Source organism: Streptomyces sp. CC228A (assembly GCF_021390935.1).
In the GTDB taxonomy this organism is placed as follows: domain Bacteria; phylum Actinomycetota; class Actinomycetes; order Streptomycetales; family Streptomycetaceae; genus Streptomyces.
Genome location: NZ_JAJPUI010000004.1, coordinates 230,198 through 242,833 on the forward strand (window position 1 = coordinate 230,198; position 12,636 = coordinate 242,833).

Below are 12,636 nucleotides of genomic sequence, written 5' to 3' on the forward strand. Positions count from 1 at the left end.
GTCGGCCGGAGCGCCGTGCGGGTGCGTGCGGGGCCGGTCAGGCGGGGCGGGCGCCCACGCGGGCGACCGCTTCCGCCGCCGTGCGGCAGCCCGCGGCGGCCGCCTCCACCGGCGAGGCCCCGCCAGGGAGGCCGCCAGGAAACCGCCGGTGAAGGCGTCGCCCGCGCCGGTGGTGTCCACAGCGGCCACGCGCGGCGCGGGCACACGGGCGAGGACCGCGCCGGCCGCCGCGACCAGCGCGCCGCCGCGCCCCAGGGTCACCACGGCCAGCGGAAAGGCGCGGCTCAGCGCCGCCGCCGCCGCTTCGGGGCCCGCCGCACCGGTCAGCAGCCGCGCCTCGTCGGCGTTGGGCAGCAGGACGGACGCGCCCGCCACCGCGCCGAGGAAGCGGTCGGCGCCCAGCTGCCCGAGGAAGCCCGCAGAGGCGGGGTCCACGCTGACCGGTATGCCCCGCTCCCGCGCCGACGCCAGGGCCGCCGCCGCGGCGCCCCGGCTCGGCTCGCCGAAGAACAGGTAGCCCGACAGGTGCAGCCGCCCACGCCGTCGAGGAGCGCGGGCGACCAGTCGGCGGGGAGAGCCGCAGCACCGCCCCGCTGTCCGTCAGGAACGTCCGCTCGGCCCCCGCCGCCGCGTCGACCAGGGCCACCACCGTCCCCGTGGGGGCCTCGGCGTCCCGTACCAGCAGCGGCCGCACCCCCGCCCGGCGGAGCTCCGCCTCGTGCCACGACGCCCGGTCGGCACCCACCCGCCCGAGGAGCCGCACGTCCCCGCAGCCGGAGCGCGCCGCCCAGCACGCCGCGTTCGCGCCCGCGCCGCCCGGAAGGACGCGGATCCGGGCGGGCGTGTCCGTGCCGGGCGCGAGCGGCTCGCCGTGCAGGGCCACCACGTCGGTGACCACGTCCCCCACCACGAGCAGTCCGCTCACCGGGCGCTCGCCACCGCGATCCGCGCCGCCAGCCGCACGTTGCCGCGCACCGCCGCCAGGTTCGCCTCCAGGGACGCGCCGCCCGTGCGCCGCATCAGGTAGTCCAGGAGGAACGGCGTGACCGCCTGCCCCGTGACACCCCGGTCCCGGCACTCGGCGAGGCCCTCGGCCAGCACCCGGTCGTGCAGCGCGGGGTCCAGCTGCTCGGCTTCCGGTACGGGATTGGCGACGATCAGCGCGGCCGCGGGCCCGCCCAGCGCGTCCTGCGCCCGCATCACCGCCGCCACCTCCTCCGGCGACCGGACCGTCCAGTCCACCGGTTCACCGGACGACGCCAGGTAGAAACCCGGGAACCGGTCCGTCCCGTAGCCCAGCACCCCCACGCCCAGGGTCTCCAGCCGCTGCAGCGTCGCCGGTACGTCGAGGATCGACTTGACGCCCGCGCACACCACCGCGATCCGCGTGCGCGCCAGCAGGCCCAGGTCCGCCGACTCGTCCTGCGTCGTCGTCCACTCCCGGTGGACCCCGCCGAGACCGCCCGTGGCGAACACCCGGACGCCCGCCCGGGCCGCGAGGAACGCCGTCGCCGACACCGTCGTCGCCCCGCTCGCCCGCGCCGCCACCGCCGGCGCGAGATCCCGGTGGCCCAGCTTCCGCATCGCCGGGTCCTCGGCCACCCGTCCCAGCTGCCCCTTGTCCAGCCCGACGTGCGGCACACCGTCGAGCACGGCGACCGTCGCCGGAACGGCGCCCCCCGCCCGTACGAGCTCCTCCAGCTCCTCGCCGACGGCCAGATTGCGCGGCCGCGGCAGCCCGTGCGCGAGGATCGTCGACTCCAGGGCGACCACGGCCCGGCGCGCCGCCAGGGCCTCCCGCACCTCTTCGGACAGCACCGGCACCGAGGTCTCAGACATGCCCCATCCCTGGCGCGCCCGGGCCGCGGCCAAACCTGCGGGCACCGGGAACGGCTCAGAACAGCGGCTGCGGAAGCACCCCCTCCAGCACCAGCAGCCGCCGCTTGGTCTCCAGGCCGCCGCCGAAACCGCCCAGCCCGCCGTCGCTCTCCACCACCCGGTGGCAGGGCACGACCACCGGCAGCGGGTTGGCGCCCATCGCCGCGCCCACCGCCTGCGCGGCGCCCGGCTGACCGACCCGCGCGGCCAGCTCCCCGTACCCCACCAGCGTCCCGTAGGGCACGCCCGCCGCGAGCTCGCGCAGCACCTGGCGGGTGAAGCCGCCCGTCAGCGACCAGTCCAGCGGCAGCCGGAAGTCCCGCAGCCGACCGTCGAAGTACGCCTCCAGCATCCGTATCGGCTCGGCCAGGCGCCGGGAGCCGTCCGGGACCGGCTCCGGGCCGCCCAGCCGCTCCACCAGCCGCGGCAGCGCCCGCTCCCGTATCGCACCCTCCGCGTGGAAGACGACATTGACCAGCCCCGTCTCCGTGGCGGCCAGGAACAGCGGGCCGACGCCGCTGTCGACGACGGCCCACTCGACGGTCCGTACGGTGCTCTCCATGCCGCCACGGTACGGCCCGCCACTGACAACGCGGCCGGGAAAGCGGCCCCGCCGCCCGGGGGGAGCAGCGGCTTTCCGCGTCGACTACCCTCCACGCAACGGTCCGGCGCGGGAACGAGGGGTGAGGGGCGCTACGGATATGCAGGGCACAGTCGACGGTTTCAGCTACGGTCTCGTCACTCCCGTCGTGGCCTACCTGATGGCCTGCATCGGCGGGGCGCTCGGCCTGCGCTGCACGACCCGGGCGCTGCGGCACCCCGGCGCGTTCCGCCCCGGCTGGCTGGCCCTCGGCGCCACCTCGATCGGCGCGGGCATATGGACCATGCACTTCATCGCGATGATGGGGTTCCACGTCGCGGAGGCGCCCGTCGACTACGACCGGCCCGTGACGTACGCGAGCCTCGCCATCGCGATCCTCATGGTCGGTATCGGGGTCTTCATCGTCGGCACGCGGGGGCCCACCGTGATGGCGCTGGGCACCGGCGGCACGATCACCGGCCTCGGCATCGCCTCCATGCACTACCTCGGCATGGTGGCGCTGGAGCTGCCGGGCCGGATCGCCTACGACACGCTCACCGTGGCGCTGTCCGTGCTCATCGCCGTCGTCGCCGCCACGGCCGCGCTGTGGGCCGCCGTCGCCGTGCACGGCGTGCTCCCCGCCCTCGGCGCGGGTCTCGTCATGGGCCTCGCGGTGTCCGGAATGCACTACACCGGCATGGCCGCCGTCACCGTCCACCTGCACCCGGGCGAGCAGGCGGACCCCGCCGCCGTGGCCGTGGGCGCCCTCGATCCCGCGAGCGGGCCGGCCGGCGGGGACACGGCCGTCGACGCGGCCGACCTCCTGCAGGCGCCGCCCGCCGGGTCCGGTGACACCGCCGCCTCCCTGCTGGCCCCCATGCTCGTCGGCCCCTCGGCGTTCCTGCTGTTCGCGGGCATCGTCGTGCTCTTCGACCCGCTGCTGGTGAGCGGCGACCAGGGCGCCCGCCACCAGGGCCCCCGCTGCCGGGCATCCCGGCCCAGCGCCACCGCGACCGCCGTCACCGCGACCAGCACCACCGCGACGGCCGCTGACGCCCCGCGCCGGATCCCCGCCCCTGGCCGAAAACCGGCTGAACCACGCCGCGACCTCCGGTTTCGCGCGCTCCGCGGCGGGCCGCGGAGGCGTCCGCGGCGGCCTTCGGCGCCCGACTGTCAGTGGCGGGTCGTACGGTGGTCTCATGCGGCCCGTAACCCAGATCGAACGTGCGGTGGCACCCTTCGAGGTGGTCAGCCCGTACCAGCCCAGCGGCGACCAGCCCGCGGCCATCGACGACCTCGAGCGGCGCATCCGCGCCGGCGAGAAGGACGTGGTGCTGCTCGGCGCCACCGGCACCGGCAAGTCGGCGACCACCGCCTGGATGATCGAGCGGCTCCAGCGCCCCACCCTCGTCATGGCGCCCAACAAGACGCTGGCCGCACAGCTGGCGAACGAGTTCCGCGAACTGCTGCCGAACAACGCCGTCGAGTACTTCGTGTCGTACTACGACTACTACCAGCCGGAGGCGTACGTCCCGCAGTCGGACACCTACATCGAGAAGGACTCGTCCATCAACGAGGAGGTCGAGCGGCTGCGCCACTCCGCCACGAACTCCCTGCTGACCCGGCGGGACGTGATCGTCGTCGCCTCGGTCTCCTGCATCTACGGCCTCGGCACGCCGCAGGAGTACGTCGACCGGATGGTGTCCCTCAAGGTCGGCGACGAGGTCGACCGCGACGAGCTGCTGCGCCGTTTCGTGGACATCCAGTACGCCCGCAACGACCTGGCCTTCACCCGGGGCACGTTCCGGGTGCGCGGCGACACCATCGAGATCTTCCCGGTGTACGAGGAGCTCGCCGTCCGTATCGAGATGTTCGGCGACGAGATCGAGGCCCTGTCCACGCTGCACCCGCTCACCGGCGAGGTCATCAGCGACGACCAGCAGCTGTACGTGTTCCCCGCCAGCCACTACGTGGCGGGTCCGGAGCGCATGGAGCGGGCGATCGACGGCATCGAGCGGGAGCTGGAGGCCCGCCTCGCCGAGCTGGAGAAGCAGGGCAGGCTGCTGGAGGCGCAGCGGCTGCGGATGCGCACCACCTACGACATCGAGATGATGCGCCAGGTCGGGTCCTGCTCCGGCATCGAGAACTACTCGATGCACTTCGACCAGCGGGAGCCCGGCTCCCCGCCCAACACCCTCCTCGACTACTTCCCCGAGGACTTCCTCCTCGTCATCGACGAGTCCCACGTCACCGTGCCGCAGATCGGCGCCATGTACGAAGGCGACGCCTCCCGCAAGCGCACGCTCGTCGACCACGGCTTCCGGCTCCCGTCGGCACTCGACAACCGGCCGCTGAAGTGGGAGGAGTTCCAGGAGCGCATCGGCCAGACCGTCTACCTGTCGGCCACCCCCGGGCAGTACGAGCTGTCCCGCTCCGACGGCTTCGTCGAGCAGATCATCCGTCCCACCGGCCTCGTCGACCCCGAGGTCGTCGTCAAGCCGACCGAGGGGCAGATCGACGACCTCGTGCACGAGATCCGGCTGCGCACCGAGCGCGACGAGCGGGTCCTCGTCACCACGCTCACCAAGAAGATGGCCGAGGACCTCACCGACTACTTCCTCGAACTCGGCATCCAGGTGCGCTACCTGCACAGCGACGTGGACACCCTGCGCCGGGTGGAGCTGCTGCGCGAACTGCGAGCCGGCGAGTACGACGTCCTGGTCGGCATCAACCTGCTGCGGGAGGGCCTCGACCTGCCGGAGGTGTCCCTCGTCGCCATCCTGGACGCCGACAAGCAGGGCTTCCTGCGCTCCGGCACCTCTCTGATCCAGACCATCGGCCGTGCGGCGCGCAACGTCTCGGGACAGGTCCACATGTACGCCGACTCGGTCACCCCCGCGATGGCGCAGGCCATCGACGAGACCAACCGCCGCCGCGCCAAGCAGGTGGCCTACAACGAGGCCCACGGCATCGACCCGCAGCCGCTGCGCAAGAAGATCAACGACATCGTGGCCGCCATCGCCCGCGAGGAGGTCGACACCGAGCAGCTCCTCGGCAGCGGCTACCGCAGCACCAAGGACGGCAAGGGCGCCAAGGCGCCCGTGCCGTCGCTGGGCACCGCCTCCCGCACCGCCAAGGCGGCCAAGACCGGAGGCGGCCAGGCCGCCGTCAAGCCGGTCAAGACCGCCAAGGGAGGCAGGTCCGCCGGTACGGGAGCGGTCACCAGCGACCGCCCGGCAGCCGAACTCGCCGGCATCATCGAGGAGATGACCGAGCGCATGCGGGCCGCCGCGGCCGAGCTCCAGTTCGAGGTCGCCGCGCGCCTGCGGGACGAGGTCGGCGAGCTGAAGAAGGAACTGCGGCAGATGAAGGAGGCGGGCATCGCCTGAGGCAGGCCCAGCCGCCGGCCCGGGGCCCGGACGCCGGTACGCCGCGGACCCTGGGGCGGCCGCCGCGCCGCACCGGCGCCCGCTGTGTTGCAACACCGATACAAAAGACGAAGCGCCCTGATGCCGCCGCCGCGCCCTTGCATAGGCTGCTGGGAACCCCGCAGCCGGGGGCGGTCGCGGGGAGCGCACAGAGAGGGGACAGCGCGTGTCGGTCAACTTGACCAAGGGTCAGGCCATCAGTCTGCAGAAGAGCGACGGGGGGGCCCTGACCGCGGTGCGGATGGGGCTCGGCTGGCAGGCGGCGCCGCGCCGCGGTCTGTTCGGCTCGCGTACCCGGGAGGTCGACCTGGACGCCTCGGCGGTGCTGTTCGCCGACAAGACCGCCGTCGACGTGGTGTTCTTCCGCCACCTCGTCAGCGACGACGGCTCCGTCCGCCACACCGGCGACAACCTGGTGGGCGGCGCCGGCCAGGGCGGCGACGACGAGGCCATCCTCGTGGACCTGCCGCGGCTGCCCGTCCACATCGACCAGATCGTGTTCACGGTGAACTCCTTCACCGGCCAGACGTTCCAGGAGGTGCAGAACGCGTTCTGCCGCCTCGTCGACGAGACGAACGGCCAGGAGCTCGCCCGCTACACCCTGGACGGAGGCGGTCCCTACACCGCCCAGATCATGGCCAAGGTGCACCGCGCCGGAGCCGGCTGGCAGATGACGGCCATCGGCCAGGCGGCCAACGGCCGCACGTTCCAGGACCTGCTGCCGGCGATCCTGCCGCACCTGTAGTCCCGCCCGTACGGCCGCGCAGACCGTACGGCCGCGCACACCGCAGCTCCCGGAGGCATGAGCCCGCCGGGAGCTGCACCGTATCCGTACGCACGATCCGCATCCGTACGCACGGGGACGTCCGCATCCGACCGCGAGGGGGAAGACAGGCGATGAGCGTCGAGCTGGTCCGGGGGCAGAACCACCCCCTGCCGGACACGCGACTGGAGATCCGCGTGGCGGCCGACGTGCCGGTCGTGGCGGGCGTCCTGCTCGCCGGCGCCGATGGCCGCGTCACCGGCCCGGACCGGATCGCCCACCCGGGCTCGCCGCGCCTGCCCGGGGTCGAGGTGCCCCGGCAGGCCGCAGCGCGGCACCGGCTGGCCGTGGACCTGGGAGCGGTGCCCGACGCGGTCCACCAGGCGGCCGTGGTCCTCGCCCTGCCGGCCGGTGCCGGACCCGACCGGTTCGGCACCGTGGCGGCACCCTGCACCGCCGTCACCGGAACCGACGGCTCCGAGATCGCCGGCTTCACCCTCACCGGCCTGGCGGGCGAGTCCGCCGTCGTCGCCCTGGAGCTGTACCGCCGCCAGGGCTCGTGGAAGGTCCGCGCAGTCGGCCAAGGGTACGCGGGCGGACTCGCCGCGCTGCTCCACGACCAGGGAGTGCCGGACGCCGACGGGCTCGCCCGGGACATCCAGGAAGCGGTCGGCCGGGGCATGGGGCGCACGGCCGCCCCGCCACCACCCCGCACCCCCGACGCGGCCCGCGTACGCCAGGGAGCCGCCGGCCCGCACGCCGCGCCCCGCGGCCCGTCGCCGGAAGCGCCGCCTCCGCACTCCGCGGACACCCAGCATCCCGCCCCGCCTCCCGGCCCGCACCCGGCCACGCCCGGGGGCCCGCTCCCGCCCACCGGCCACCACCCGGGCCGGCACCCCGCCCCGCCCGCGGGCCCCCGCGCGGCACCGGTCGGCGGCGCGCCCGCTCAGCCCCCGTCGCACCCGGGCACCGCGCCGGGCGGCGGCACGGCGGCGGGCGGCGCCGGCCGTATCGACTACACGCACCCGGGGCGCCGCCGGAGCACCGCGCCTCCGCCCGCCGCGCCCCCACCGCCTCCGCCCGCCGCGCCTCCCGCGCAGCCCGCCGCCCCGGTCGCGGGCGACGCCGCAGGCTGGTCGATGGACGAGCGCCTCTACAACCAGGTCTGGGGCATGTTCGAGGACCTGGCCCGGGCCACCGCCGCCTACCGCAGCGCCGTCGACTTCGCCGAGACCCGGAGGGAACAGGAACTCGACCGCGCCCTCGCCGACCCCCGCAACCGCGTGGGGGCCGGAGGCGACGCGGCCCGCGCGGCCGCGCGGGCCAGGTGCCAGGAGCTCACCGACCGGGCCCGCGAGGCGCTCGACCGCGACCTGGACCGGCTCGCCGCCGAGTCCGACGTGGTCGAGCCCGCCCTGCCGCCCGCCTTCGCCGGCTGGGACAACCCCGTCTGGCACGCCTACCGGGCCCCCACGGAGATCCCCATGGCCGTGCGCTTGGGCGACCTCCACCTCCCGGAACGGCCCGAGCTGCGCATCCCCCTGCTGGTCCGGCTGCCCCTGGAGCGCGGCCTGTGGATCGACTGCGGCCGCCGCGGCTCCGAGGAGGCCCTGCTCGCGGACGGCGCCCGGTTGCGCCGACTCGCCCTGGACACCGCGGTCGCGCACGCCGCGCGGCTCCTCGCCGTCTACCCGCCGGACGAGTTCGCCGTCCACGTCATCGACCCGGCCGGGGCCGCGGCTGCCGCTCTCGCGCCGCTCACCGCCGCGGGCGTCCTCGCGGCGCCGCCCGCGGCGGGGGCGGCCGGGGTGGCCGCAGCGCTGTCCCGGCTGACCCGGCGCGTGGACCTGGTGCAGATGGCCGTGCGGGCGGGCGCGGGCACCGATGCGCTGCCGCCTGACCTGGACACCGGCGAGCAGCTGCTCATCGTCAACGACTTCCCCCACGGCTTCGACGACCGCGCCGTCAACCAGCTGCGCTACCTCGCCGACGAGGGCCCGCCCGTCGGGGTGCACCTGCTCCTCGTGGCCGACCGGGAGGACGCCCGCGCGTACGGGCCCGTACTGGACCCGCTGTGGCGCTCGCTGCTCCGGCTGACGCCCGTCGCCGGCGACCACCTGGCGGACCCGTGGGTGGGCCACGCCTGGACGTACGAACCGGCGAGGGTGCCCCCGGGCAGCGAGGTGCTGGGCCATGTCCTGCGGCATGCGGCCGGGAAGCGGCGGGGCCGGGGCCGCTGAGGCCGGGGCCCCGGGCCGCTCAGCAGGGCCCTTCTGTGCACTTGCCCTTCTCTTTACCTTTCTTTGGCGCGTCGGGTACGGTGTGCAGTGCGGAGGGGAGTATTCCCGCCTGCGGCGTGCTCGTCAGTACGGACGGTCGGACGGAAGACCGGTCCCGGGACGCCGGCCCAGCGTCGGCCCGTCACCGGGCGGCCACGGGTGGAAGAGACCTCCGGCAGCGACGACGCTGAGCAGTAGCCGTACGACGCCGGAGGCGCAGTGCAAGTCACGACAACCATGTGGGTGGTGACCGTTCTCGGTCTGCTCGCCCTGATCTCGGTCGACTTTCTCATCGGCCGCAAACCCCACGACGTGTCGGTGAAGGAAGCCGGCATCTGGACGGTCGTCTGGGTCGTCCTCGCCGTGCTCTTCGGCGTCGGACTGATCTTCATGGGGGAGAGCCAGGCATCCGGCGAGTTCTTCGCCGGGTACATCACGGAGAAGTCGCTCAGTGTCGACAACCTCTTCGTCTTCGTCCTCATCATGGCGAAGTTCTCCGTGCCCTCCCACCTCCAGCAGCGCGTCCTCCTCGTCGGTGTGCTGATCGCGCTGGTCATGCGGGCCATCTTCATCGCGGCAGGCGCCGCGATCATCTCCACGTTCTCGTGGGTCTTCTTCATCTTCGGCGCGTTCCTGATCTACACCGCCTGGAAGCTCATCAAGGAGGCGTCCTCCGACGAGCCCGAGGAGGAGTTCGAGGAGAACCGCCTCCTGAAGGCCGTCGAGAAGCGCTTCGGCGTCGCCGACCGCTACCACGGGACGAAGCTGTTCATCCGGGTGAACGGCAAGCGCGTGCTGACGCCGCTCATGGTCGTCATGCTGGCCATCGGCACCACCGACCTGCTGTTCGCCCTGGACTCGATCCCCGCGATCTTCGGCCTCACCCAGGACCCGTACATCGTGTTCACGGCCAACGCCTTCGCGCTGATGGGTCTGCGGCAGCTGTACTTCCTCATCGGCGGCCTCCTCAAGAAGCTGGTCCACCTCAGCTACGGCCTGTCCGTGATCCTCGGCTTCATCGGCGTGAAGCTCATCCTCCACGCCCTCCACGAGTCCGGGGTGCACGTCCCCGAGATCTCGATCCCCGTTTCGCTGGGCGTGATCTGCGGTGTCCTCGTCATCACGACCATCACCAGCCTGATCGCCTCCCGCCGCCTGGCGGCCGCCGAGCAGTCCGCCGGCGAGCAGCCTTCCGTCGACGAGGGCGACAAGGACTCCGTGAAGGTCTGACCCCTGCGGAGTACACGCGGACGCCGCCCGGTTGCCGAACGGCACGGGCGGTGTTTGCGTGTCCGCATGAGATTCACGCAGATCCTCGATGTCGAGACGGACCGCATGGACGAGGTCCGCGCCCTGATGGACGAGTGGGGCGCGGAGAACGAACCCCGGGACTACGGACCCAGCCGCAGCATGATCCTCAAAGACCGAGACAACCCGGGGCGCTACTACGTGGTCGTCGAGTTCGACTCGTACGAGGAGGCCATGCGCAACAACGACGACCCCGGCACGAGTGAGATGGCCCAGCGGCTGGAGTCCCTCTGCTCCCGCCCGACGAAGTTCCTCAACTGCGACGTCCTGGAGATCCAGACCGCCTGAGCCCGCCGCCGCGGCCTGGCGCCGTCCCGGGCGTCAGGCCGCCGCCGCGGGTTCCCGGCCCGCTCGCCGGCCGGCTCACCGCCCTCCGGCTCGGGACGCGTCTCCGGCAGCAGGGCGAAGCAGCCCAGGCTCAGCAGTGCGATGCCCGTCAGGTATGCCGCCACGCCCCACGGCGGACCGGAACCCCCCGACACGGCCGTCGCCACCATGGGCGTCAGCGCCCCGCCCACCACACCCGCCAGGTTGTAGCCCACAGCCGCGCCCGTGCACCGCACCCGCGGCTCGTACAGCTCCGGCAGGTACGCGGCGACCACGGCGAACATGGTGATGAACGCGAGCAGCGCCACCACGAGCCCCAGGAACATGGCCGCGGGCCGCCCCGTGTACAGCAGCCACACCATCGGGAACATCCACAGCGCCGACATCGCGCACCCCGCCAGGCACAGCGGCCGCCGCCCGTACCGGTCGCCCAGCATCGCCGCCAGCGGGGTCAGCGCCCCCTTGACGGCCACCGCGGCCATCACCACCAGCAGCATGACGGTGCGGTCCACTCCGCGCTGCTCCGTCCCGTACGCGAGCGCCCACGTCGACACGGTGTAGAACACCGCGTAGCCGACGGCCAGCGCCCCGGCCGTCAGCAGCACCGGCCGCCAGTGGTGCCGCACCACCTCCACCACCGGCGCGGTCGCCCGCGCCCCGCTCTCGGTGAGGTCCCGGAACTGCGGCGTCTCATGCAGCGACGTGCGCAGCAGCAGCCCGCCGACCGCGAGCAGACCCGCGGCCCAGAACGGCACCCGCCATCCCCACTCCCGGAACGCCTCGTCGCTCAGCGACGCCGACAGGGCCAGCACCACGCCGTTCGCCAGCAGGAAGCCGACCGGCGGACCCATCTGCGTGAAGCTCGCCCACAGGGCCCGCCGCCCCGGCGGCGCGTGCTCGGCGGTCAGCAGCACCGCGCCGCCCCACTCCCCGCCGAGCCCGAGCCCCTGCACGAACCGCAGCACCACCAGCAGCACCGGGGCCGCCACACCGATCGTCGCGTACGTGGGGACGAACCCCACCGCGACCGTCGCCGCGCCGGTCAGCGCGAGCGACGCGAAGAGCACCGGCCGGCGCCCGTACCGGTCCCCGACGTGGCCGAAGATCAGCGAGCCGAGCGGCCGGGAGACGAACCCCACGGCGAACGTGCCGAAGGCCGCCAGCGTGCCCGCGAGGGGCGAGAAGGCGGGGAAGAACAGGGGGCCGAGGACCAGGGCCGCCGCGGTGCCGTAGACGAAGAAGTCGTAGAACTCGATGGCCGTCCCGGTGAGGGAGGCGGCGGCGAGCCGACCCATGGACGGCGCCGACTGTGCCGCCGGCGGGAGGTGACGTGCGTGCATGCCGCGCAAACTACCGGGCGGCGGGCCCCCTTGCGGCCGCGCACACGAGGAGGCCCGGTCTCACCAGCCGCGTTCGCGCCATTCCGCGAGGTGCGGGCGCTCGTCGCCGAGCGTGGTGTCCCTGCCGTGGCCGGGGTAGACCCAGGTCTCGTCCGGCAGGGCGCCGAACAGCTTGGTCTCCACGTCGTGCAGCAGGCTCCTGAACGCCTCCGGATCGTTCCGGGTGTTGCCGACGCCCCCCGGGAACAGGCAGTCGCCGGTGAAGACGTGGGGAGGGCCGTGCGGGTCGTCGTAGACCAGCGCGATCGAGCCGGGGGTGTGGCCCACGAGGTGGCGGGCCGTCAGCTCGACCCGCCCCACCCGGATGGTGTCACCGTCCTCGACGAGCACGTCGGTCGGGACGGCCACGCCCTCGGCGTCGTACCGCCCGGCGTAGGTGCGGGCACCCGTGGCGGCGACGACCTCGGCCAGCGCGCCCCAGTGGTCCTGGTGCCGGTGGGTGGTGACGACGGACGCGATGCCGTCGTCACCGATCAGGCTCAGCAGAGTGTGCGGCTCGGCGGCCGCGTCGACGAGCAGCTGCTCGTCGGTCGCGCGGCAGCGCAGGAGGTACGCGTTGTTGTCCATCGGGCCGACGGCGACCTTCGAGACGATCAGGTCCTGCAGCTCGTGCACGTCCGCGGGACCGCCGACCTTCACCACTCCGCTGTACGTCATGGGCTCAGCCTATCGC

The 12,636-nt window shown here is 73.8% G+C and carries 8 protein-coding genes and 2 pseudogenes; 5 read left to right on the forward strand and 5 right to left on the reverse strand.

Annotated features, from left to right (window positions below; genetic code table 11):
• Nucleotides 1-37: 37 nt before the first annotated feature.
• The 3 genes and pseudogenes from L6E17_RS13790 to L6E17_RS13800 form a co-directional block, all read right to left on the reverse strand.
• Nucleotides 38-925: pseudogene (locus tag L6E17_RS13790) on the reverse strand (carbohydrate kinase family protein).
• Entirely contained in the window at nt 922-1,839 is a 918-nt protein-coding gene (locus L6E17_RS13795; RefSeq protein WP_236241060.1) for a pseudouridine-5'-phosphate glycosidase, read from the reverse strand. Before L6E17_RS13795 ends, L6E17_RS13790 begins: the two are co-directional and overlap by 4 nt.
• 55 nt (nt 1,840-1,894) lie before the next feature.
• On the reverse strand, nt 1,895-2,440 hold the full coding sequence (locus L6E17_RS13800; RefSeq protein ID WP_236241061.1) for a methylated-DNA--[protein]-cysteine S-methyltransferase: 546 nt from the start codon (nt 2,438-2,440) through the stop codon (nt 1,895-1,897).
• Between the two features lie 139 nt (nt 2,441-2,579).
• Here L6E17_RS13800 and L6E17_RS13805 point away from each other — a divergent pair.
• The 5 genes and pseudogenes from L6E17_RS13805 to L6E17_RS13825 all read left to right on the forward strand — a co-directional run bounded on the left by L6E17_RS13805 (nt 2,580) and on the right by L6E17_RS13825 (nt 10,158).
• A pseudogene (locus tag L6E17_RS13805) lies at nt 2,580-3,511 on the forward strand (MHYT domain-containing protein).
• Between the two features lie 146 nt (nt 3,512-3,657).
• Nucleotides 3,658-5,847, forward strand: coding sequence for an excinuclease ABC subunit UvrB (uvrB, locus tag L6E17_RS13810; RefSeq protein ID WP_236241062.1), 2,190 nt, complete (start codon nt 3,658-3,660; stop codon nt 5,845-5,847).
• A gap of 205 nt (nt 5,848-6,052) precedes the next feature.
• A complete protein-coding gene (locus tag L6E17_RS13815) occupies nt 6,053-6,631 on the forward strand; it encodes a TerD family protein (RefSeq protein ID WP_236241063.1) in 579 nt (192 codons plus the stop codon).
• 152 nt (nt 6,632-6,783) lie between these two features.
• Nucleotides 6,784-8,889, forward strand: coding sequence for a TerD family protein (locus L6E17_RS13820; RefSeq protein WP_236241064.1), 2,106 nt, complete (start codon nt 6,784-6,786; stop codon nt 8,887-8,889).
• 276 nt (nt 8,890-9,165) lie between these two features.
• Nucleotides 9,166-10,158: a TerC family protein gene (locus tag L6E17_RS13825; RefSeq protein WP_268985206.1), complete on the forward strand. Its 993-nt coding sequence runs from the start codon at nt 9,166-9,168 to the stop codon at nt 10,156-10,158.
• Between the two features lie 215 nt (nt 10,159-10,373).
• On the opposite strand, the gene L6E17_RS13830 is transcribed toward L6E17_RS13825, so the two are convergent.
• Nucleotides 10,374-11,858: an MFS transporter gene (locus tag L6E17_RS13830; protein WP_236241350.1), complete on the reverse strand. Its 1,485-nt coding sequence runs from the start codon at nt 11,856-11,858 to the stop codon at nt 10,374-10,376.
• A gap of 105 nt (nt 11,859-11,963) precedes the next feature.
• Nucleotides 11,964-12,620 carry an MBL fold metallo-hydrolase gene (locus L6E17_RS13835; protein ID WP_236241066.1) on the reverse strand — a complete coding sequence of 219 codons (657 nt, stop codon included), beginning with the start codon at nt 12,618-12,620 and terminating at the stop codon, nt 11,964-11,966.
• Nucleotides 12,621-12,636 lie beyond the last annotated feature (16 nt).